Below are 22666 nucleotides of genomic sequence, written 5' to 3' on the forward strand. Positions count from 1 at the left end.
ATGCCTCGTACCGTTCTGATCATGGGAACAACCGCCTACACCGAGGTTTTCATCGACATGTTCGAAGCCATTGCGGATGTCGAATTTGTCGGATGCATCGAGAACCTGGACAGAGCCAAATGCGCGGGCAACGTGGCGGGCCTCCCCGTCCATTGGCATGAAGATGTGCATGCTGTGGCCGGGAACGCCAGATTGATCTGTTCCCTTGCAACTCCGCAGCGGCGCGACTGGATCGTCGAAATGTCCGAGGCGGGTTTCGAGTTCGAAACCTTGATCCACCCCTCGGCAACCGTTTCGAAGCGGACCGAAATCGGGGCGGGCTCTTCTATTGATGCCGGTTGCGTTGTTGCGGGATATTCCCGCATCTCCGGACATGTGCGCATGGGGCGGAGGGTCTCTTTCGGACATCATACCGAAGTTGGCGCCTACACGACGCTTCACCCCGGCTGCATCGTGTCTGGAAACTGCAAGATCGGCTCCCAGGTAGTCTTGGGAACGGGTTCTGTGATCCTTGACGGGCGGACGATCGGCGATGGTGCTGTCGTGGCCGCAGGGGCGATCGTCACCAAGGATGTGCCGCCCTACACTATGGTCGCTGGCAACCCTGCAGTCTTCAAGCGCAGAACTGACCAAACTTAGAGTGACCTTGCAGGCCACTCCACAAGAACAGCCTCGTGTTTTCCAGGGTCAGGATGCACTGATTTAAGTCGCGCTGCATGCGCCACGGCTCCGAAAAGGAGCGGTGACACGAGCGATCTCTTCTGGCTGAGAGACGCACAGTCTCGGCATGCGCCGTTGCCACGCGGGCCGCAGGCAAATGCCCCGCAGGATCTGCGGGGCATTGCCGTTTCTCCTGGCGCCTGGCGCGAGGATCAGAAGCGCAGGCCGGCGGTCACGCTGGCACCGGCTGCGCCGGTGTCGTCGTACTGACCTTCAAGCCGCAGGTGCCAGGGCTGGCCGACCTGGCTCAGCTCGGTGCCGATGCTCATCTGCGCCTTGGTGCCCCCGGCGCCGGTGGCGAAGGTGGTGCTGCCGGACCCGAGGGTCATCGAGACATCCTCGCCATTGGTATGCAGCACATCCACGCCGACGAAGGGCGTCAGGATCATTCCGCCCGACAGGCCGTGCTCGAGCCGTGCTTCCAGCGACAGGAAGCCGGTGGTCACGTCGCGCGCGCCGAAGGTGGCGCCGCCGAGGCCGGACATGGTCATGGCACCGATCTGCAGGCGCTCCAGACCCGCACGAGCGACCAGCGAGACACCCGAGGCCGTCGGTGCCGTCGAGATCGAGCCGGCCAGGCCGAAGACGCGGGTCTCTGCCGTGCCGTCGCCGCTGGCGCTGGCCGGGCTGCGCACTTCCATGTCGCCGAAGCCCATGTAGGCGATGCCGACCATCTCTGCGCCGCTGTCCGAGCCATGGCCGCCGTGCAGACCCAGCACCGTGGTGCCCGAGATCACGTCATGATCCGCCGAGGAGGCCGCCGAGAGCCGCCCGTAGGAGACAAAGACACCGGCCTTGTCGAAGTCATGACCGATGCTGACCCGCCCGGAGGCGTCACCGTCGAAGACCCCGGCCGAGCCTGTGGCCCACCAGGACCCATGACCCATCCCGGCGTCGGCGAAGGCCAGCCCGCCGGTGCTTTCGGGCATCGGCACCAGCGCGGACTTGCCAAGCTGCATCATCTGGCCCGAGGTGAAGGCATCGGCATTGGCGAAGCTCTCGCGCGAGGCGACGACCAGCTTCAGGTCATCGTAGACCGCGGTATCGGGGGCTTCGTCCATGTTCAGGATCTCGGGGTCGGACGCGAAGTAGACCACACCGTTCTGTACCGTCTCGCGGACGATCAGGGTGTCCTCGTCATCGCCCAGGTCGACCAGGCCGTTGATGTCCATGGAATAGATGTCCAGCGTGTCCGCGCCGGCGCCCAGTTGCATCGCGTAGTCGCCGGTGCCGGTGATGGTGCCGTGGTTGATCACCACCTGGGTCATGGCGTTCTCGACTGCCTGGCTCTTCTCGTCATCGCCGAGCGCGACGTTGATCGCCACCATGCCGGTGATGATGCCATGGTTGGTGATGGTCGAGACAAGCACATCGGACTCGTCGAAGTCGATCGCCGCCTCGCCGTTGGACGACTGGATCAGCCCGTAATTCAGCACCGAGCCGCTGTCGAGGTCGATGGCGTCTTCCTCGTCCGAGATGATGGTGCCGGCGGCCATGTTCACGATGGTGGCGTTGTCGTCGACGTTGATCGCGTCGCCGTCGCCCAGGATGCTGCCCCAGTTGGTGATCTCGGCATCATCGCCGGCTTCAATGCCGATCTCTGCACGGCCCTGGATCTTGCCGAAGTTGCGGACGACCGCACCATCTTCGAGATCCATGCCATTCTCTTCGCCATAGATCTCGCCGGTTTCGGCATTGGTGATCTCTGCACCGTCCTCGGCCTCGATGCCGTTGTCGCCCGCGTCGAGCGTGCCTTCGTTGATCACCTGCAGATCGTCCCAGGCGTCGATGGCGTCCTCCAGGGCCTGGATCGTGCCGTAGTTCCGCACGATGCCGTCATCGTCGATGTAGATGCCGTCGTCGCCGCCGTAGATCTCGCCGTAGTTGGTAATGTCCGCGTCGTCGCCATCATCGTCGCCGTTGATGTGGATCGCGTCCTTGAAGGTGCCGGTGATCACGCCACCTTCCTCGTTGACGATCTTGGTGCCGTCCTGGCCGCGCACGCCGCTATCACGGCCGGTGATGCTGCCCGAGTTGGTGATGTCGCCGTCGTTGTTGACCTCGACGCCATTGTCCTCGGCCGAGATGGTGCCGCGGTTGATCACCACGGCATCGTCGCCCAGGTCGACCGCGTCGTAGCCATCCCCGTCCTCGTAGAAGGTCGAAGTGATGGTGCCATTGTTGGTGACCTTCGATCCGTCGCCCGCGTAGATGGCGTCGTCCTCGCTCGAGGTGACAGTGCCGTTGTTGGTCAGGTCCAGTCCATCGTCCGCGTAGATCGCTTCTTTCTCGACCTCCGAGATCACGGCGCCGGTTTCCACGGTGACCACAAGGTTGTCGGCATCCTCGGCGATGAAGCCTTCCCCGGTACCTGTGCAGGTCACCACGTCCGAATCCACGGGGAAGGACGGAGTACAGGCAGAGGTCGGCAGGTCGGCGGCAGCCCCGAGCGGTGCGACGGCAAGTAGCGCGATCAATGAAATCTGGGTGGTTGGTCGAAGCATGAGCATGTCCCTATCTCGTCTTCCGGTTTCAGTTTGCGTGTCCCAAGCGCAAGCTATGCCGCTTCGAGGGGGCAAAATACGGCTCAGTATGGATTTGAGGGGATAGAAACCATTCGTTGCCGAATTGTCTCGTTCGGCCGAGGCGGGGCAACCGAATGCGCCTGCATTTTCCTGATCTTCCAGTCACTTGCCGTGCCGGAACCCGTCACCCGGAGAGGAGGTCAGACGAGGGCAGCGCTCTCTGGCGGCAACGAGGTGTTGCTGAAGCGGGGCGGGGAGTTGAGCAAGGCGAGACGGCGCGCGCCGACCGTGCCCTGCGTGGGCAGAGGCCCTCGGCGCCCTCAGTGAACAGCGCAGACGCACCTCAATGCCAGGCCGATGCCAAGGAGGTCGATGCGCCTGCCAGACGCCCCGAATGCGCGCCTTTGATCTGTCTCACGCCTAGTCCTGCGGCACCGTCAACAGCTGCGGCGCGGTGTCGGTGTTCAGGTAGCGGCGGACGGGCAGGGGGATGGCGGGGCTCTCTTCCGGGACCAGCCCGCATTGCTGGAGCAGGAGCCGCGTGTCCGGGGTGCGGCCTACCGCGCGAAGGATGATGCGGGTCGAGTAGGGCATGTTCTCGTGCCGCCAGGCCACCCCGGTGGAGATCCCGCGCAGGTAGCTCTTCTGGTGTTCTCCGAAGGGCAGCAGGATCGCCTGCGACAGGAAGGGGTGGGCGTGGTGGTGGTATTCCGAGAAGAACACACGGTTGCGCCAGTAGGCGGCCTGACCGACGTATTTCGACATCTGGCGGATGCCGGCGGCGGGGTCCCTCATGCGCTCGATTGACTTGGTGTAGACCCGGCCTCCCTGTTCGCGCAGGAAGGTGGCAGAGCGCACGATCATGCCCGGCCAGGACAGCGACTTGTGATAGGTCTCGTAGTAGCCGAGGTACTGGCGCAGCTCGACCAGGTCTCCGGGGAAGCCATCGTCCAGCATATTGCCGGGCGACAGGATCGGGATGCGCCCCGAGCCGTCGAAGGCGGCGCGGAACTTCTCGACCGGCAGATCCAGCAGATCTTCGCGGATACCGAAGTAGCGCGAGATCTTCTGCGCGTTGTGACCCGACGGACGGCTCTGACCCGAGAGGTAGCGATTGAATTGCTGCCGGTTCAGCCCGATTTCGCGGCAGATCTGCGCAATCGAGGCGCGGCTGTCGCAAGCGTACCTGAGATTGTTGGCATACACATCATTTTTTGCGGTCATGAGCCCCGATCTCGCGTCATTTCGCTTCAGGTAGCGTCAGTTTGCGAAGTTGTCGAGCCTCTGGAAGCCATGGCACCGAAGGGCACAACACTCAGAGATCCGCGTCGACGGTCTCTGCCGCAGGGTCAACAGGACCCGGTCAGAGTCAGAGACGCCCATCGTCCGGCAGGAGCAATTTGCCGGAGGTCTCGTCATGTCAACAAGGTAGGAAGACCCGCCCATGAACAAGAAGACTCCCCAGAGCCTCATCTCATCCACCCTTACCGGGGGCCTGAACCGCCGCCGCTTCCTTGGCACCGCCATGGCCGCAGCAGGGGCCTCGGCGCTTTGGATGCCGGGCAGCGCACAGGCGCAGGAAACGCCCAACCGGGGTGGCACGATGAAGCTGGGCCTCGACGGCGGCCAGACCACGGACACGCTTGATCCGGGCACCTATGCCGGCTCGACCATGTTCACCGTCGCCTTCACCTGGGGGGACCGCCTGGTCACCACCGAGCCCGCCACCGGCGAGGCGCTGCCGGCGCTGGCCACCAGCTGGGAGTCCTCTTCCGACGCCAAGACCTGGCGCTTCAAGCTGCGCGAGGACGTGCGCTTCCACGACGGCACCGCCTTCACCGTGACCGATGCGGCCCAGACCCTGCGCCGCCACAGCGACGAGAACTCCAAGTCCGCCGCCCTGGGCCTGCTGGCCGATATCGAGACCATCGAGGAAGACGGCAAGGACCTGGTGGTCACCCTGAAGAACGGCAATGCCGACCTGCCGCTGCTGTTCTCGGACTACCACCTGCAGATCCAGAAGAACGGTGGCATGGATGACCCGAACAATGTCATCGGCACCGGCCCCTACAAGCTGGAAAGCTTCGAGCCCGGCGTGCGGATCGCCTTCACGAAGAACGAGGACGACTGGAACGAAGAGCGCGGCTTTGCCGACAGCGTCGAGATCCTGGTGATGAACGACAACACCGCGCGTATCGCGGCCCTGTCCTCGGGGCGGGTGCACTTCATCAACTCGCTCGATCCCAAGACCATGGGCCTGCTGGGCCGCGCCCCCAACGTCGAGACCATCAGCACCCCCGGCAAGGGCTTCTATTCCTTCCTGATGTTCGGTGACACCGCGCCCTTCGACAACAACGACCTGCGCATGGCGCTGAAGCTGTCGATCAACCGCCAGGCGATGCTGGACCAGGTGCTGGGCGGCTACGGCACCCTGGGCAACGACTACCCGGTGAACGAGGCCTATGCCCTGGCGCCCACCGATATCGAGCAGCGCGTCTACGATCCCGAAGAGGCCGCGCATTACTACAAGAAGTCCGGTCACTCGGGCCCGATCGAACTGCGCACCTCCAACGCCGCCTTCACCGGCGCCGTGGATGCGGCCGTGCTCTTCCAGCAGGACGCCAAGGCCGCCGGCATCGACCTGCAGGTCAAGCGCGAGCCCGATGACGGCTACTGGTCCAACGTCTGGAACAAGAAGCCCTTCTGCGCCTCCTACTGGGGTGGCCGTCCGACCCAGGACATCCGCTACACCACCACGCAGCTTTCGACCTCGACCTGGAACGACACCCGTTTCAAGAACCCCGAGTTCGACGCCATGCTGCTGAAGGCCCGTGCCGAAACCGACCAGGAAGTGCGCCGCGATCTCTACCGCAAGATGGCGGTGATGGTGCGCGACACCTCGGGTCTGATCCTGCCGGTGTTCAACAACTACCTGAACGCACGCGCCTCCAACCTGAAGGGTTGGGTGGATGACATGGGCAACGACCTGTCCAACGGCCAGGTGGCCAGCCGCTGCTGGATCGCAGCCTGAGGAGGCAAGGGGGGCGTTCGCGCCCCCCGCCAACAATCATGAGTGAAACCCGTTCCGATATTCCCGCCTCGCTGCTGGCGCTGCGACGCCTTCAGGCGCTGAGGGCCCGTTACCCGATGTCGAGCCGCATCCTGGGTCGCCTGGGTCTCAGCCTGCTGTTGCTCTTTGCCAGCTCGGTGCTGATCTTCTGCGGCATCGAGGCGCTGCCCGGAGACTTCGCCTCGACCTACCTCGGTCAGGCCGCCACGCCGCAGGCCGTCGCCAACATCCGCGCCGAACTGGGCCTCGATGAGCCCATGGTCTCGCGCTATCTCGCCTGGGCCGGAGGCATCCTGCAGGGCGATTTCGGCACCTCCTGGGCCAGTGGCCAGGTCATTGCCGACCAGCTGTGGTCGCGCATGGGCAATTCGCTTCTGCTGGCAGGCTGCGCCGCGGTCATCGCCGTGCCGCTGGCCGTCGGCCTGGGGCTGGTGGCGGTGCTCTACCGCGATCGCTGGCCCGACAAGCTGATCAACATGGTCTCTCTCGCCGCGGTCTCGCTGCCCGAGTTCTTCGTGGCCTACCTGCTGATCCTCTGGCTGGTGGTGCAGACCCCGCTCGCGGTCTTCCCGGCCACCGTCTACGATTCCATGTCGTTGATCGAGAAGCTGCACACCATCGCGCTGCCGGTGGCGACGCTGGTGCTGGTGGTGATCGCGCACATGATGCGGATGACCCGCGCCGCGATCCTGTCGCTGTTGTCGCAGGCCTACATGGAAACCGCCGCTCTCAAGGGCCTGGGGGCCTGGCGCATCATCCTGCGCCACGCCATGCCCAATGCCCTGGCGCCGATCATCAACGTGGTGGCGCTGAACCTGGCCTACCTGATCGTCGGCGTCGTCGTGGTCGAGGTGGTCTTCGTCTATCCCGGCATGGGCCAGTACATGGTCGATGCGGTGACGGTGCGCGACCTGCCCGTGGTGCAGGGCTGCGGCCTGGTCTTTGCCGCCATCTACATCCTGCTCAACATGACCGCCGACATCCTGTCGATCTTCGCCAATCCGCGCCTGAGGCATCCGCGATGAAACAGACGCTGAAAACCATTCCCGTATCGGCCTGGGTCGGCATCCTCGGCATCACGGTCTGCGTGCTGGGCGCGCTGCTGGCGCCCTGGGTTGCTCCTTACGATCCCAACGTTGTGCTGGGCGCCCCCTGGGCCGAGCGCTCGGCGGAGTTCCCGCTGGGCCTCGACAACCTCGGCCGGGACCTGCTGTCGCGGTTGATCTGGGGCGCACGCATGACGCTCTTCGTGGCCGTCGTGGCAACGCTGCTGGCCTTCACCCTGGGCGTCGTGCTGAGCCTCGTGGCCGCCGTCATGCGCGGCCTCGTCGACGTGGGCCTGTCGCGCCTCAACGACCTGCTGATGTCGATCCCGACGCTGATCTTCGCGCTCATCGTGCTCTCGGCCCTGCCGCAGACCCTGGGCGTGCTGATCGTCGTCATGGCCGTGCTCGACGCCACCCGCGTCTTCCGCCTGGGCCGCGCCCTGGCCATGGACCTGGTGGCTATGGAGTTCGTCGAGGCCGCCCGCCTGCGCGGCGAGCGCACCCTCTGGATCGTCTTCCGCGAGGTGCTGCCCAATGCGCTGACCCCGCTCTTGGCCGAGTTCGGCCTGCGCCTGGCCTTCGCGGTGCTCTTCATCTCGACCCTGTCCTTCCTGGGCCTCGGCATCCAGCCGCCTACGCCTGACTGGGGCGGCATGGTGAAGGACAACAAGGATGGCATCATCTTCGGCGTCTCCGCGGCCCTGGTGCCCGGCATGGCGATCGCGGTGCTGACCGTCTCGATCAACCTGGTGGTGGACTGGCTGCTGAAGCGCACCTCCAGCCTGAAGGGAGGACGCGGCGATGGCTGATCCGAAACCTCTTCTCTCTGTCCGTGGCCTGAAGATCGGCGCCACCGCCTATCCGCCGGGCGAGGCGCCCCATGAGATCGAGATCGTCAAGGGCATCGACTTCGACCTGGAGCCCGGCCGCGTGCTGGGGCTGATCGGGGAATCCGGTGCCGGCAAATCCACCATCGGCCTGGCGGCGCTGGCCTATGGCCGGGGCGGGGTGCGGATCACCGGCGGCGAGGTGCTGCTGGACGGCACCGACATCCTCAAGCTCGGCAAATCCGGCGTGCGCGCCCTGCGCGGTGCCCGCGTCTGCTATGTCTCGCAATCGGCGGCGGCCTCGTTCAACCCGGCGCACCGGTTGGGCGACCAGGTGATCGAGGCCACCCTGCGCCACGGTCTGGCGACCCGCAAGGAAGCCATGGCCCGCGCCCGGCATCTCTTTGCCCTGCTGGGCCTGCCTGATCCCGACAGCTTCGGCGAGCGGTTCCCGCACCAGGTCTCTGGCGGGCAGCTGCAGCGGGCGATGACCGCCATGGCGCTCTGCCCCCAGCCCGACCTGATCGTCTTCGACGAGCCCACGACGGCGCTGGACGTGACCACCCAGATCGAGGTCCTGGCCGCGATCAAGGGGGCCATCGAAGAGACCGGCACAGCGGCGCTCTACATCACCCACGATCTGGCGGTGGTGGCGCAGGTCTCTGACGACATCATGGTGCTGCGCCACGGCGAAACGGTGGAACATGGCACGACCCGCCAGATCATCGAGGCGCCCGAGCAGGAGTACACCCGCAAGCTGGTCAACGTCCGCTCGATCCGCCACGAGGAGGCCCCCGACCAGTCGGGCCACTTCCTCGAGATGAGCGGGATCGACGCCTTCTACAGCGCCTTCCAGGTGCTGCATGACGTGAGCCTGCATGTGCCGCGTGGCCAGACCCTGGCGATTGTCGGCGAAAGCGGCTCGGGCAAGTCGACGCTGGCGCGGGTGGCCTGCGGGCTGCTGCCGCAGGCGGCGGGCACGGTGACCTTCGACGGCACCCCGCTGCCGCCCAAGCTGAAGCACCGCTCGCGTGAGCAGCTGCGCCGGATGCAGATGATCTACCAGATGGCAGATACCGCGATGAACCCTCGCCAGACCGTGGGCCAGATCATCGGTCGTGCCGTCGGCTTCTACACCGGCCTGCGCGGCGCCGCCCGCCGGGCGCGGGTGGTCGAGCTGCTGGACCAGATCGAACTGGGCGCTGCCTATATCGACCGCTACCCGGCAGAGCTCTCGGGCGGGCAGAAGCAGCGCGTGGCCATCGCCCGTGCCCTTGCCGCCGAGCCCGAGCTGATCATCTGCGACGAGCCCACCTCGGCGCTGGATCCGCTGGTGGCGGATGGCATCCTGAAACTGCTGCTCAGGCTGCAGGCCGAGAAGGGGCTGTCCTATGTCTTCATCACCCATGACATCGCCATCGTGCGCGCCATCGCCGACAGCGTGGCGGTGATGCATCGCGGGCGGCTGGTGCGCTTCGGACCCAAGTCCCAGGTGCTTTCTCCGCCCTTCGACGACTACACGGCCGAGCTCCTGGCCTCGGTTCCCGAGATGGAGCTGGGCTGGCTGGAAGAGGTCCTCTCCCGCCGCAAGACCGCGGACGGGCAGACCGCTCCGGCCCAGGGCTGACCCAGGCCCGAGGGGGAGCCGCCAGGCGGCTCCTCCGCATGACACACCAATCCAAAGCCACCCGAACCAAAGGACGAAAGACATGTCCAAGACCCACAGCGTCTCGGAAGAGACCTGGATCACCCTGCGCGACGGCACCCGGCTGGCCACCCGCATCTGGATGCCCGACGGCGCGCTGGAGACACCCGTGCCGACGGTGCTGGAGTATCTGCCCTACCGCAAGCGCGGTGGCACCGACCCGCGCGACGAAAGCACCTATCCGGTCTTCGCCGAGGCCGGCATCGCGGGCGTGCGCGTCGACATACGCGGCTCGGGCGAGAGCGAGGGCGTGATCGACGGCGAATATACCCCGCGCGAACTTTCCGACGCCTGCGAGGTGCTGGAATGGATCGCGGCCCAGCCCTGGTCCAACGGCAATGTCGGCATGATGGGCATCAGCTGGGGCGGGTTCAACTGCCTGCAGGTGGCCGCCCTGAAGCCGCCACAGCTGAAGGCGGTGATCTCGATCGCCTCGACGGTGGACCGTTACAACGACGACATCCACTACAAGAACGGCACCCACCTTTCTGCGCAGCTCTCCTGGGCGGCCACCATGCTGGCCTACCAGTCGCGCACGCCCGACCGCGACCTGGTGGGCGACGCCTGGCGCGGGATGTGGCTGGAGCGCCTACGCGATCAGCCCTTCTTCATGGAGGAATGGCTGTCGCACCAGCGCCGTGACGCCTTCTGGGAGCATGGCTCGATCTGCGAGGACTTCGAGGGTTTCCCGGTGCCCGCCCTCGTGATCGCGGGCTGGGCCGACGGCTACCGCAACACGCCGCTGAAGGCGGTCGAGGGGATGCCCGACAACGCCAAGGCGCTGCTTGGCCCCTGGGTCCACAAGTACCCGCATTTCGCCTGGCCCAAGCCGCGCGCCGATTTCCACGGCGAGGCCATCGCCTGGTGGAAGAAGTGGCTGGCGGACGAGGACACCGGCGCCGAGGCCATCCCGCAGATGCGCGCCTATATCCTGGATGGACCGAAGCCCGCCGCCTGGCGGGAGCGTGATCCGGGCTACTGGATCGCCAAGCAGAGCTGGGACAGCCCGAGCGAAGCGCTCTGGTCCGTATCGGGCACCGGCGCGCTGGTGCCGGGGCAGGGCGAGGGCGTGGGCGCGCACTACCTGCGCTCGCCGCTCGATACCGGCATCGCCGCCGGCGAGTGGTTCACCCTGAAGCCCGATGCCGAAGTGGCAGGCGACCAGCGGGTCGACAATGGCGGCTCGCTCTACTTCGAGACGGCGCCGCTGGAGGCCGAGGCGGTCTACCTCGGCGCGCCGACGCTGACGCTCGACCTCTCCTGCACGGCGGACCGCGAGAACCTGGCGGTGCGGATCATCGACGTGCATCCCGACGGCACCGAGACCCGCGCCTGCTATGGCGTGCTCAACCTGGCGCACCGCGACAGCTATGCCGAGCCCAAGGCGATGCCCGAGGGCATGGTCGAGGTGCGCATGCAGCTGGACGCCATGGGCTACCGCTTCGCGCCGGGTCACCGGATCAAGCTGGCGCTCTCGACCTCCTACTGGCCGCAGATCCTGCCCTCGCCCGAGGCACCGGGACTGACCATCGACACCGGCTCGATCCGCCTGTCGCTGCCCGAGCTGGGTGCGCATGAGAAGATCACCGTGCCCGAGCCCGAGAACCCCAGCCCGCTGCCCGAGTACGAGATGCTCGCCGATCCCGAAACCCGCCGCGAGGTGGTGCGCGATCAGGTCACCGGGCTGACCCACTTCCGGATCTACGAGGACACCGGCCTTGAGGTGCACCCCGAGAGCGGGTTGCAAAGCCAGGAGATCCGCAGCGAGGACTGGTCGATCGGCAATGACCCGCTGTCGTCGCGCGGCGATATCGCCTGGGAGATCCGGGTGCAGCGCGAAGGCTGGGAGACGCTGACCAAGTCCAGCGTCTCGATGAGCAGCACGGCGACCCACTGGCAGATCGCGGCAGAGGTCGTGGGCTTCGAGAACGGCGTGGAAGTTCACCGCAAGAGCTTCGACAAGGAGATCCCGCGCGACTTCATGTAAGTCGAGGGGAAAAGAGGGCCCGGTTGCGCAAGCGGCCGGGCCCTTTGCCATGCCACGCGATGCCACCGGGGGGCGGGTCTACCTGAGATCCGCCGCCAGCATTTCCACGAACCTCTGGGCGGGCGGAGACAGGCTGCGGCCCCTGCGGCTGATCACCGCCATGGTGCGGGTGATCACCGGCTCGACCAGCGGCAGCACTACCACCTCGGGGTTGTGGATCGCCTGGGCCAGCCGGGCCGGGAAGGCGGCCATGCCCATGCCGCTGGCCACCATCCATTCCGCCGAATAGAGAAAGCCGATCTCGGTGATCACGTTGGGCGTGCCGCCCGCAGCGCGGATCGTGGTTTCGACCTGTTCCCTGACACCATAGTTGCGCCGCGCCAGGATCAGCGGCTCTCCGTCGAGCGCCCGCCAGGGCACCTCGCTGCGCTGCGCCATCGGATGGGTGCGGTGGCAGACCAGGTGGACGGGATCGTGGTGCAGCACCCGGTAGTCGAAATCGGCCCGGTCGCCGGGCGGGATGCCGATGCCGAAATCCACCTTCTCGTCACGGATCAGGCTGAAGAACTGGTCCGGAGCGCAATCGTTCATGTCCAGATGAATGCGCGGATGCGCCGACAGGAACCGCTCGACCGTGCGCGGCAGCAGGGCGATGCCGGTGGCGGGGGTGGCGGCGATCCGCACCACCCCGCGTTCCAGCTCCTTCAGGTCGGTCATCACCGCGTCTATCGAGGCCACGTCCGACAGGATGCGGTTCACGATGCCGATGATCTGCTCCACCGCCTCGGTGGGCGTCACCCGCCGCGTGGTCCGGTCGAAGAGCCGCGTGCCCAGGGTCGCCTCGGCCTGGCCCAGCAGGACGCTGGCGGCGGACTGGCTGACCGCCAGCGCCTCTGCCGCTGCCGAGATCTGCCCGGCGTCATAGATCGCCCGGATGGCCTGCAGTTGACGCAGGGTGAGGTGAGAGACGGTCATTCATAAAGCTCCTGAATGAATATCTACCAAACATTCATCAAAAGGGACAATCGAACAATGCTAACCTGACCTCCCGGCGGAAGAGGAGCCGTCGGCAAGGGAGGAAAATCATGATTGTACGTTATCTGGCCGCCGCTTGCGCGATGGCCGCCACCATTGGCGTGGCATCACCCGCTCAGGCTCAGGGGCGCATCACGCTGGGCACCAATCCGCAAGGCACGCTGTACTACACCATCGGCGGCGGCATCGCCGCTTCGCTGCAAGAGAGCCTGGAACGACAGGTGACGGTGCAGCCGTTCACCGGTTCTTCGGTCTACATCCCGCTCATCGACGCGGGCGAGGTGACGCTGGGACTGAATTCCTCGATCGACGCAGGCGCGTGGTATCGTGGGGAATACGGCAATGACCCCTATACCGACATCCGCGTGCTGGCGCGGCTCTGGCCCCTGCGCCAGGCGCTGGTGGTGCGCGCCGACAGTGGCATGACCGAAGTGTCGGATCTGGCCGGCAAGAAGGTCATCACCGAGCTCTCGGCCCAGGCGGCCACGGGGCGGGTGAACACGGCGATCCTGCAGGCCGGTGGCCTGTCGCTGGACGAGGTCGAGGGCGTCACCGTCGCCGGCCTGGGCCAGGGGATCGAGGCGCTGACCGAGGGCGCGGTGGATGCCACCGGCGTGGCCGTCGGCATTCCGCTGACCCAGCAGGCCCATGCCACCATCCCCGGCGGCATCCGCTACCTGTCGATCACCGGCGAGGGCGCCACCAGCGAGGGGATCAACGACCTCTTCAACGGTGTCTACCTGCTTACCGTCGCGCCCAATCCGCGCATGCCCGAGATCACCGAGCCGGTCACCGTCTCGGCCTATGACGTCTACCTGACCACCTCTGCCGATCTCTCGGACGAGGATGCGACGGAGATCCTGACGGCGCTCTACGACGGTCTGCCGGGGCTCAAGGCGGACTACCCGCCGCTGGCCGCCGCCGCGCAGGAGCGCATGGCCGCCCCCACCAACACGGTGCCCTACCACCCGGCCGCCGTCGCCTTCTTCACCGAGAAGGGAATCTGGTCCGAGGAAAACGCCGCCCGCGACGCTGCCCTGCAGTAAGCGCGGCGAAGGAGAGCTGACATGAGCAGTCGGATCGTCACCGGGCTACTGCCGGTGCTGGGGATCGCCTGGATCCTCGATCTGCCGGGGCGCCTCGGCGCCGTCGTCATCACCGAGCAGTACCTGGCCGTCGTGCTGGGGCTGGCGGTGCTGGCGGGCCTGGTGGCCAAGCCCCTTTCCGGGGCCTGGCGCTGGCCCGACCTGGCCTTTGCCCTGGCCGCCATGGGCGGCTGGGTCTGGCTGGCCTGGAACTACGAGGACTGGCTGCTGACGGCCCATCTGCGGGGGCCCGAGAAGTGGGTGCCCGCAGCCCTTGCCATCGCCGGCATGCTGGAGGCCACACGCCGTCACTGCGGCATGGTCCTGGCGGTGCTGGGGGTGGTCTTCATGGCCTATGGCTTCTGGGGCTGGCTGGCGCCGGGGCTCTTCGAGGGGGCCTACCTGAAACCCGCGCGCTACCTGCTTTACGTCTACAACGACTCGAACGGCGTGCCGGGCCTCGTGCTGAACGTGGCCGCCAACCAGATCATGGGGTTCATCCTCTTCGGCGTGGTACTGACCGCCGTCGGAGGCTCGGACGCCATGACACGGCTGGCGCTCTCGCTCATGGGGCACCGCCGGGGCGGACCGGCCAAGGTGGCCATCCTGGCCTCGTCGCTCTTCGGTACGCTCTCGGGCTCGACCGTGGCCAACGTCATGTCCACCGGGGTGGTCACCATCCCGATGATGAAGAAGGCGGGCTTCCCGTCGCGCTATGCCGCCGCCATCGAGGCCGTGGCCTCGAACGGCGGGCAGATCGCGCCCCCGGTGATGGGCGCCACCGCCTTTGTCATCGCCGAATTCCTGCAAGTGGGCTACGGGGACGTGGTCATCGCCGCCTTCCTGCCCGCGCTCTTCTACTACTACCTGCTTTATCGCCAGGTCGACCGCTTTGCCGTGGCCCACGGGATCGAGGGCGAACCGCGTGAGAACCTGCCGAAACCCGGCCCCGCGCTGCTTGGCGCCTGGCCGCTGCTGGCGCCGCTCGGTGTGCTGATCTGGTTCCTCTTCGTGCTGGGCTACGGGGCGGGCAAGGCGGCGCTCTATTCGGCGCTCGCGGCCCTTGCGCTGAACCTCATCCGCGCGCCGCGCCAGACGCTGTCGCTGCGTTTCCTCGCCGACCTTCTGGCGACCTCCGGGCGGACGCTGGTGCCGGTGATCCTGGTCAGCGCCGTGGCGGGCATCGTCATCGGCACGATCAACGTCACCGGCCTGGGCTTCGCGCTGACCCTGGCGCTTGGCAAGATCGCCGCCGCCGGAGGCCTGATGTCGCTGCTCGCCGCCACCGCCGCCCTGGCCGTGATCCTGGGGGTGGGGATGCCCACCACCGGCGTCTACGTGGTGATCTCGGTGCTGCTGGCGCCTGCGCTGGTCAAGGCGGGCGTGGAGCAGATGAGCGCGCATCTCTTCATCTTCTACTTCGGCCTGCTGTCGATGCTGACGCCCCCGGTGGCCATCGCCAGCTACTCGGCGGCCTCGATCGCCGGATCGGACATGTGGCAGACCGGCGTCACGGGCGTGAAGCTGGCGGTTACCGCCTACCTGCTGCCCTTCGTCTTCGCGCTGAACCCGGCGCTTGTCTGGCACGGCACATGGGAAGAGATCGCGGTCTCGGTCATAACCATCGCCGTGGCGGGCTTCCTGCTGGCCGAGGTGCTGGCCAACCGCCGCGCCTATGGCGGCGGTGCCCGGCGCCTGATGGTGGGCGCCCTGGCGCTCTGTATCGGCGGGATGACCGCCGTGCTGCCCCCCGCAAGCCTGCCCGCGCTGATCGGCGCGCTGGCCTCCATCCCGGCTGCCTGGCTGCTGACCCGCTTCGCGGGCAGCGGGCAGGGGGCCTCTTCCCGGATACCTGACGACAAGACACTTGAAGAAGGACGAACGACATGAGTGTGCGCTATCCCGACATGCCTCCGCGCAACCCCAATCCGCCCTACAAGCGGATCGCAACCGAAGAGGCCTGGTTGCCCAAGGAGATCAAGGATCTCTACATCAAGGGCCTCGACGACGGCTCGATCAATGATCCGGGCTTCCAGAGCCTCTGGGGCTTCTTCGGCAAGTCGACGACCGAGAAGGCACAGGCCCACAACCGCCGCATCACCTCGCTGGGCGAAGAGCGGCTGGCCGACATGGATGCAGCGGGTATCGACATGGCGGTGCTGGCGCTCTCCAGCCCCGGTGTGCAGGTCTTCGAGCCCAGCCAGGGCACCGCGCTGGCACGCATGGCCAATGACATGCTGGCCGAGGGCATCGCCGCCAACCCCGACCGTTTCGTCGGTCTCGCGGCCTTCTCGCCGCTCGACATCGGCGAGGCCGAGAAGGAGCTGGAACGCGGCGTGACCAAGCTGGGCCTGCGCGGCGGCATCCTGAACTCGCACACCCTTGGCGTCTACCTGGATGACGAGAAGTACTGGGGCCTCTTCGAGGCGGCCGAGGCGCTGGACGTGCCGATCTACCTGCACCCCAACACGCCGCCCGCCGACATGATCGACCCCTTCCTGCCGCGCTGCCTCGACGCTGCCGTCTATGGTTTCGCCTGTGAAACCGGGCTGCATGCGCTGCGGCTGGTGGTCTCGGGGCTCTTCGACCGCTTCCCGAAGCTGAACATCGTCCTGGGCCACTGCGGCGAGGCGTTGCCCTACTGGCTCTACCGGATCGACTACATGCACGGGCATATCTCGAAGACGGGCCGCCATCCCAACGTGCAGCCGCTGAAGCGCCGGGCCTGGGACTACCTGATCGACAACTTCTACTACACCTCCTCGGGCGTGGGCTGGGCCCCGCCGGTGAAATATGTCCAGGAGGTGATCGGCCAGGATCGCATGATGTACGCCATGGACTACCCCTGGCAGTACGTTCCCGAAGAGGTCGGGGTCTTCGACCACATGGATGTCAGCGACGCGGCGAAGAAGTCCTTCTACGAGGACGTCGCGCGCAAGGTCTTCAAGATCTGACGATGCGACCCGGAGCGGCCCTGTCGCTCCGGGCGACGCGGCGAGGCGGTGGCCCCGGCCTTGCGCGTTGCGCGGTTCCGGTCCTGCATGCCGCCAGGGGCGGGTAGGGCACTGCCGTTGCTGCAACGGGCGGAGGCCGTGAGCGGGATCTGTGGCCCACTGGCTACAGATCATCTTTCCATTTGAAAGCGGGGGGCTGGCCCTTTTCGGCGCTGCTGCCGCGGCGTATACGCCGGTGTACTGTCAATGTACTGGCGGCCTGCTCGGATTCCTGCCCTGCATTGAGTGTGTATCCGAAATAATCGTTTGATTTCAGCATCCTGACCTGGTTGCGGCGATCTGTCGTCTGCGCCGGGCCTGTGCAGCTGCGCGTTCGATATCGGCACGTTCCGGTACAGGGGACGAACGAAGAAGAACCTAAGGGATAAGTCATATGAGTTTGAGCAGGATAGCCGCTGCAGGCCTTGCGGCGGTCACAAGCTTGATGCCGGTAAGCGCATTGGCATTTTCGGAGGGCGACGGTGGCACGTTCAGCACCGTTCTGGCGGAAAATTGCTTTGCGACTGCGTTTGTGAAAACCGATGCTGGCCAGGAACATGCCTATTCACGGCTGAGCAACTTCAATTTGGATCCCCCTGAGAGCCAGTTCGCGGGTGGCGCCCTCTACGCTTACAGCACGACCCCTGAACCCGCATCCAGCCAGCTGACGACCGCGTTCATCGCTGCATGTATCGGTGTCGATGCCTCTGATGTGACCGGGCTCAGCCAGACAGGCCCTTCGGTATCCTTCGCTGAAGACACCTATATCGGCTACTCGTTCACGCTGCTGAACGGGACGGAAATCGCGCCGGCGGGCAACTACACGATCGGCACGGATGGGGTGAGCTTGCCGGACACGACACCGCCGAGCCTGTCTCTTACCTCGACATCCAGCAGCCCGCTCAACAGCTCCTTCACCGTGCAGGCCAAGTTCTCGGAATCCGTGACCGGCTTTACCATCGGTGACGTCACCGTGGGCAATGGCGAGGCCAAGAGCCTGTCGGGTTCCGGGGACACCTACACCTTTACCGTGGAGCCGGAAGCTGACGGCACGGTGAAAGTTGACGTGGCAGCGGATCGGGCCAGCGACGCTGCGGGCAACGGCAATACGGCGGCTTCGAGCCTCACGCGCTTCTATGATGCCACCAGACCCGATGTCACGCTGAGCTCGCAGGACCCGTCTGCAATCAACTCCGCCTTCACGGTGAAGGCGGAGTTCAGCGAGACAGTTACCGGTTTCGGCAAACCGGACGTCTCCGTGAGCAATGGCACCGTGACCTCCGTCTCGGGATCGGGCACGCTCTACTTCATCGAGGTGAGCCCGTCGTCGGATGGCACCGTTGCCGTGAGTGTCCCCGCCGGAGGGGCCCAGGATGCCGCGGGAAATACCAACACCGCCGCCACCGAGCTGACGCGCCTCTATGATGGCACCAAGCCCGAGGGCGAGATCACCTCGACCAACCCCGATCCGACGAACAGCTCGCCCCTGAAGATGACCGTGGAGTTCTCGGAAGAGATCACCGGCTTCTCGCTTCTGGACATCTCGGTCTCCAATGGCGCGGCCGAGAACCTTGCCGGCTCTGGCGACTCCTACACCTTCGATGTGGTTCCCGCGGGCCAGGGCGCGGTAAGCGTCGGCATGCTTACGGGCAGTGTCTCTGACGTGGCAGGCAACACCAACGCCGCGATACAGCCCTACGGCATCAGCTACGACTCCGTCGCGCCGACGCTCGAGCTGACGGCGGTCGTTGCCAACCCGACCAATTCGGATACCTTCGAGGTTAAGGCGACCTTCTCGGAAGACGTCACCGGCTTCCAGCTGGATGATATCGTGGTCGGCAACGGCGCGGCCAAGAACCTTGCGGGCAGCGGCAGCGTCTACACCTTCGACGTCGAGGTCACCACGGATGGCGATGTGACGGTCGACGTGGCAGCCGAGGCCGCAGAGGATGCGGCGGGCAACCTCAGCACCGCGGCCAAGCAGCTCTCGCGGCTTTACGACGGCACCGCGCCCACCGTGTCGCTGCAGGGCCCCGCGAAGATCGCCATTGATCCCTTCCTCGTGGTCGCCACCTTCAGCGAGGATGTCACCGGCCTCGAGATCTCGGATATCGAGATCGTCGGCGGTCAGATCACCGACCTCGAAGTGCAGACTCCGGGAACCTCGGTCTACCACCTGACCGTGGAGCCGGTGATCGGCGACGACATCGCCATCTCGATACCCGCCGATGTGGCAGAGGACGCGGCCGGCAATGGCAACGAGCTCTCCAACACCTACGCGGTGGAGGGGCTGACCGTGGCCGACGTGCTGGCGGAACGCGAGAACCAGGTGCGCGACGTGATGGTCAAGCAGATGCTGGGTCACCTGCGTCAGCGTCATCGTCGCCATTCCGGCATGATGGCGAAGGCCGCAGAGCGCAAGGGCGCCGGCAGCGAGCCGCTGAGCGGGACGCTCAACTTCGCGGCCAACGGCCAGGGCTATGCGGGCGACGGCTCGATCAACGGCGTTGGCGTGCTGGGCAACGGCATGCGTGCCGTGCTGGAAGGCGAGATGGAGTTCTCGAGCACGGATGGCGAGGATGACATCGACAGCAGCTACTTCTACCTGCGCGGCGCGCTCGAGAAGGACCTGAGCGCAGCCACCATGGCCGGTGTCTTCCTGGAGGCCGAGTTCGCAAGCTCCGAGTTCACCGGTGCCTTCTCGGGCAGCGAGGACAGCAACTCGCTGCTGGCCGGGGCCTATGTGCTGCATGCCTTCTCGGACACGCTCCTGGGCCAGGCCTATGCCAGCTATGGCATGGGCGAACATGGTCTCGAGATGGCCGATGACATCCTCTCGCTCAGCGGTGACTACCACAGCGAGAGCTTCGAGCTGGGCGCGGCGCTGAAAGGCTCTGTCGATCTGGGCTGGGCCACCTTCGCACCGGAACTTTCCATGAGCTACGGCGAGACCCGGATCGGCGAGCTGGCTTTCTACGGCGAGGCCTATGGGCTGAGCCAGAACGGCCTGAGCCTGATGGTGCCGACGGTGACGCTGGCGCGGGTGCAGATGGCCCCGACGCTGGACCTGCCGCTGTCGGCCAGGGATGGCGCCTCGGCCAAGCTGAGCATCTCGCCCAGCCTCGTCTGCGAGCGCTACGAGGCCAATGGAACGGTCGAGGGCTGTGGCTATGGCCTGGACCTGACGGCGCTTGCCAGCAAGGACGGCGCCCTGCGGCTGTCGCTCTCGGGTGAGCACCTGAATGGCCGCGAGACCTACTCGGCCAGTGTCTCGGTGAACTACGGTTTCTGAGACCGCGCCGCGCTGAAAGACAGGCCCTGTCCCGATCACTCGGGGCAGGGCTTTTTCGTTCGGATTGGACGCGACCGAGGCAGCGCCACAGATACGGGGGCGGGCCGTGTCAGGTGGCGGGGATCGCCAGGCCTTCGGCGTTGAAGGCATGGGTCTTCTCGGGCGGGAAGGCCAGGCCGATGGCGGTGCCCGGCGCCAGCTCGGTATCTCCAGTGATGCGCAGGGTCATCTGACCCGCCGCGCCGCAATCGACGATGAGGAAGGTGTCGGCGCCCAGGTATTCCACCACGTCCACCGTACCGTCGAGCACCCCGGCGCCAGGCGCGGTGATCGAGATGTGCTCGGGCCGGATGCCGATGCTCTCGGCCTCGGCCGGGCGTGCCTCGGCGGCGACGGCGGAGGCGGGGAAGACATTCATCTTCGGGCTGCCGATGAACTGCGCCACGAAGAGGTTGGCGGGCCGCTCATAGAGCTCGCGCGGCGAGCCCACCTGGGCAATCCGACCGCCATCCAGCACCACGATACGGTCGGCCAGGGTCATCGCCTCCACCTGGTCGTGGGTCACGTAGATCATGGTCGATTTCAGCGACTGGTGCAGCTTGGCGATCTCGTAGCGCATCTCGACGCGCAGGGCGGCGTCGAGGTTCGACAGCGGTTCGTCGAAGAGGAAGGCCGTGGGGTCGCGCACGATCGAGCGCCCGATGGCCACCCGCTGACGCTGGCCGCCGGAAAGGTCCTTGGGCCGCCGGTCCAGGTAGGGCTCCAGCTTCAGCACGGCGGCGGCGTGGTTCACCTTCTCGTCGATCTCGGACTTGGGCGCGCCCGCGGCCTTCAGCGAAAAGCCCATGTTGTCGCGCACCGACATGTGCGGATAAAGCGCGTAGCTCTGGAAAACCATCGCCAGCCCTCGCTTCGAGGGCGGCTCGGCGGTGGCGTCGCGGCTGTCGATCATGATCTGCCCGCGCGAGGTTTCCTCGAGCCCGGCGATCATGCGCAGCAGGGTGGACTTGCCGCAGCCCGAGGGGCCGACGAAGATGATGAACTCACCTTCCTCGATGGCCAGGTCCACGCCCTTGATGACCTGCAGCGGGCCGAACCATTTCTCGACCGATTTCAGCTCGATACTGGACATGTGATCCCTTTCGTATTCGGAGAGGCCCAGCCCAGCCAGGTGGCGGCGGTCCAGGTGAAGTTGCGCCCCCCGGCGGGGCTGCCGTCGCGGGGGTCGAAGTATTCGGCGAAGCCGCCCGTGCGAATGACCTCGGCGGTGTTGAGCCGCAGCGCCTCGGCGCGGTCCTCGTGACCGGCTTCGTGCAGGCCGGTGGCAATGAGCCAGTTCATCATCCCCCAGACCGGCCCGCGCCAGTAGCGGCGCGGCTCGTACTGCGGATGCGCCGGATCGGTCGAGGGCATCGAGAAGCGCACATCACTGGTGATGCGGTCGTAATGCGCCAGCATCCGGTCCTCGCCGACGCCCGCAAACCAGTGCAGGAAGGAGGCCGAGGAGATCACGCCGGTGTGCTCTCCGGTCCGCATGTCGAGGCAGTCGTAGGCGCCGATCTCGGGGTTCCAGAGCTGCTCGGAGCCCGCCTCGATGGCGGCGATCCAGCCCTCGATCTCGTCGGTGGGTTCGCCGAAGGCCTGGCTGAGCGCCAGCAGGTCGCGGTTGGCGCGCAGCAGGGTGAAGGTCATCGTTGGATCAGCGACCCGGAAGGGAGAGACCTCTTTCAGATGCGCCTCGTCCCAGCCGCAGTCATGGCCCAGTTTCACCAGGTAGAGATAGCGGTCGTAATCGTAGGAGCGCGGGCGCTCGTCCTCCTTCACGTGGGTGGTGTCGCGGCGATAGTACTGCTCGACCCCCTCGGGCTGGATGTTGGCGAAGGGGCCGTCCCAGTCGGGGCAATTGTCGCGGCCGGTCTCCCAGGGATGGCTGACGCAGATCGCGCCGCCTTCGCCGCGCCAGTCGAAGAACCAGCGGTGCCAGTCGCGCAGGCGCGGGATCAGGGCGCGGACGCGGGCCTTGCTGCCCTCGGGGTCCAGCGCATGCAGCGCCCGGATGAAGGTCGCGGCAATCGGCGGCTGGGAAATCCCGGACGAGGGCAGGGGCCCGACGCCGCCCCAGATGTCGGGGCCGGGGAAATACGAGGGATCGACCTTGTGGAAGATGATGTGGGGCACCATCCCGGTGGACCACTGCCCCGAGAAGAGCGTCTCGATCTCCTCCCAGGCGCGGGACAGGTCATGCTCGGCGAAACCGGCGGCGGCGAAGACCGAGTCCCAGTTCCACTGGTAGGGATAGAGGCCCCCGGTCGGCACGGTGTAGCCGCCCCGGTCGTTGCCCTTCAGGATCGCGCGAGCCTGCTCGTCCAGATCGTCCACGA

At 66.2% G+C, this 22666-nt stretch carries 15 protein-coding genes; 10 read left to right on the forward strand and 5 right to left on the reverse strand.

The annotated features are described in order from the left end of the window. Positions 1–639, forward strand: a complete 639-nt coding sequence (locus CRO50_RS20385) for an acetyltransferase (protein WP_097146114.1) — start codon at positions 1–3, stop codon at positions 637–639. 233 nt (positions 640–872) lie between these two features. On the opposite strand, the gene CRO50_RS11770 is transcribed toward CRO50_RS20385, so the two are convergent. Beyond that, entirely contained in the window at positions 873–3224 is a 2352-nt protein-coding gene (locus CRO50_RS11770) for an autotransporter outer membrane beta-barrel domain-containing protein (RefSeq protein WP_143516906.1), read from the reverse strand. A 441-nt stretch (positions 3225–3665) separates the two neighbouring features. Beyond that, entirely contained in the window at positions 3666–4469 is an 804-nt protein-coding gene (locus CRO50_RS11775; RefSeq protein ID WP_097146116.1) for a helix-turn-helix domain-containing protein, read from the reverse strand. A gap of 220 nt (positions 4470–4689) precedes the next feature. On the opposite strand from CRO50_RS11775, the gene CRO50_RS11780 reads away from it, so the two are divergent. From CRO50_RS11780 to CRO50_RS11800, 5 genes are all read left to right on the forward strand, one after another. Further along, complete coding sequence (locus CRO50_RS11780; protein WP_097146117.1) at positions 4690–6276, forward strand: ABC transporter substrate-binding protein; 1587 nt, start codon at positions 4690–4692, stop codon at positions 6274–6276. 116 nt (positions 6277–6392) lie between these two features. Then, positions 6393–7340 carry an ABC transporter permease gene (locus CRO50_RS11785; RefSeq protein ID WP_198431822.1) on the forward strand — a complete coding sequence of 316 codons (948 nt, stop codon included), beginning with the start codon at positions 6393–6395 and terminating at the stop codon, positions 7338–7340. 8 nt (positions 7341–7348) lie between these two features. After that, positions 7349–8170 (forward strand): ABC transporter permease, encoded by an 822-nt coding sequence (locus tag CRO50_RS11790; protein ID WP_198431821.1) that lies wholly within the window; start codon positions 7349–7351, stop codon positions 8168–8170. After that, positions 8163–9815: an ABC transporter ATP-binding protein gene (locus tag CRO50_RS11795; protein WP_097146120.1), complete on the forward strand. Its 1653-nt coding sequence runs from the start codon at positions 8163–8165 to the stop codon at positions 9813–9815. Before CRO50_RS11790 ends, CRO50_RS11795 begins: the two co-directional genes overlap by 8 nt. Before the next feature lie 82 nt (positions 9816–9897). Beyond that, positions 9898–11880 (forward strand): CocE/NonD family hydrolase, encoded by a 1983-nt coding sequence (locus CRO50_RS11800; protein WP_097146121.1) that lies wholly within the window; start codon positions 9898–9900, stop codon positions 11878–11880. Between the two features lie 78 nt (positions 11881–11958). On the opposite strand, the gene CRO50_RS11805 is transcribed toward CRO50_RS11800, so the two are convergent. Beyond that, complete coding sequence (locus CRO50_RS11805; RefSeq protein WP_097146122.1) at positions 11959–12855, reverse strand: LysR family transcriptional regulator; 897 nt, start codon at positions 12853–12855, stop codon at positions 11959–11961. 110 nt (positions 12856–12965) lie between these two features. On the opposite strand from CRO50_RS11805, the gene CRO50_RS11810 reads away from it, so the two are divergent. The 4 genes from CRO50_RS11810 to CRO50_RS11825 all read left to right on the forward strand — a co-directional run bounded on the left by CRO50_RS11810 (position 12966) and on the right by CRO50_RS11825 (position 20285). Continuing rightward, the gene (locus tag CRO50_RS11810; RefSeq protein ID WP_097146123.1) at positions 12966–13961 is read left to right on the forward strand and encodes a TAXI family TRAP transporter solute-binding subunit; all 996 of its coding nucleotides are present in this window, start codon (positions 12966–12968) and stop codon (positions 13959–13961) included. Between the two features lie 21 nt (positions 13962–13982). After that, a complete protein-coding gene (locus CRO50_RS11815; RefSeq protein WP_097146124.1) occupies positions 13983–15890 on the forward strand; it encodes a TRAP transporter permease in 1908 nt (635 codons plus the stop codon). After that, positions 15887–16954: an amidohydrolase family protein gene (locus CRO50_RS11820; protein ID WP_097146125.1), complete on the forward strand. Its 1068-nt coding sequence runs from the start codon at positions 15887–15889 to the stop codon at positions 16952–16954. The genes CRO50_RS11815 and CRO50_RS11820 overlap by 4 nt, the downstream gene beginning before the upstream one ends. A 625-nt stretch (positions 16955–17579) precedes the next feature. Beyond that, positions 17580–20285 carry an Ig-like domain-containing protein gene (locus CRO50_RS11825; protein ID WP_143516907.1) on the forward strand — a complete coding sequence of 902 codons (2706 nt, stop codon included), beginning with the start codon at positions 17580–17582 and terminating at the stop codon, positions 20283–20285. A gap of 109 nt (positions 20286–20394) precedes the next feature. On the opposite strand, the gene CRO50_RS11830 is transcribed toward CRO50_RS11825, so the two are convergent. Both CRO50_RS11830 and CRO50_RS11835 read right to left on the reverse strand, forming a co-directional pair. Beyond that, positions 20395–21417, reverse strand: a complete 1023-nt coding sequence (locus tag CRO50_RS11830; protein ID WP_097146127.1) for an ABC transporter ATP-binding protein — start codon at positions 21415–21417, stop codon at positions 20395–20397. Further along, on the reverse strand, positions 21399–22664 hold the full coding sequence (locus tag CRO50_RS11835) for an MGH1-like glycoside hydrolase domain-containing protein (protein ID WP_097146315.1): 1266 nt from the start codon (positions 22662–22664) through the stop codon (positions 21399–21401). Before CRO50_RS11835 ends, CRO50_RS11830 begins: the two co-directional genes overlap by 19 nt. Between the last annotated feature and the right edge of the window lie 2 nt (positions 22665–22666).

The sequence above is a fragment of the Pseudooceanicola antarcticus genome, assembly GCF_900215355.1.
In the GTDB taxonomy this organism is placed as follows: Bacteria; Pseudomonadota; Alphaproteobacteria; order Rhodobacterales; family Rhodobacteraceae; genus Pseudooceanicola; species Pseudooceanicola antarcticus.

Bases quoted from the DNA above. Each gene is read 5' to 3' on its own strand.
- CRO50_RS20385 (WP_097146114.1), top strand. From the start codon at position 1: ATGCCTCGTACCGTTCTGATCATGGGAACAACCGCCTACACCGAGGTT.
- CRO50_RS11770 (WP_143516906.1), bottom strand. From the start codon at position 3,224: ATGCTTCGACCAACCACCCAGATTTCATTGATCGCGCTACTTGCCGTC.
- CRO50_RS11775 (WP_097146116.1), bottom strand. From the start codon at position 4,469: ATGACCGCAAAAAATGATGTGTATGCCAACAATCTCAGGTACGCTTGC.
- CRO50_RS11780 (WP_097146117.1), top strand. From the start codon at position 4,690: ATGAACAAGAAGACTCCCCAGAGCCTCATCTCATCCACCCTTACCGGG.
- CRO50_RS11785 (WP_198431822.1), top strand. From the start codon at position 6,393: ATGTCGAGCCGCATCCTGGGTCGCCTGGGTCTCAGCCTGCTGTTGCTC.
- CRO50_RS11795 (WP_097146120.1), top strand. From the start codon at position 8,163: ATGGCTGATCCGAAACCTCTTCTCTCTGTCCGTGGCCTGAAGATCGGC.
- CRO50_RS11800 (WP_097146121.1), top strand. From the start codon at position 9,898: ATGTCCAAGACCCACAGCGTCTCGGAAGAGACCTGGATCACCCTGCGC.
- CRO50_RS11805 (WP_097146122.1), bottom strand. From the start codon at position 12,855: ATGACCGTCTCTCACCTCACCCTGCGTCAACTGCAGGCCATCCGGGCG.
- CRO50_RS11810 (WP_097146123.1), top strand. From the start codon at position 12,966: ATGATTGTACGTTATCTGGCCGCCGCTTGCGCGATGGCCGCCACCATT.
- CRO50_RS11815 (WP_097146124.1), top strand. From the start codon at position 13,983: ATGAGCAGTCGGATCGTCACCGGGCTACTGCCGGTGCTGGGGATCGCC.
- CRO50_RS11820 (WP_097146125.1), top strand. From the start codon at position 15,887: ATGAGTGTGCGCTATCCCGACATGCCTCCGCGCAACCCCAATCCGCCC.
- CRO50_RS11830 (WP_097146127.1), bottom strand. From the start codon at position 21,417: ATGTCCAGTATCGAGCTGAAATCGGTCGAGAAATGGTTCGGCCCGCTG.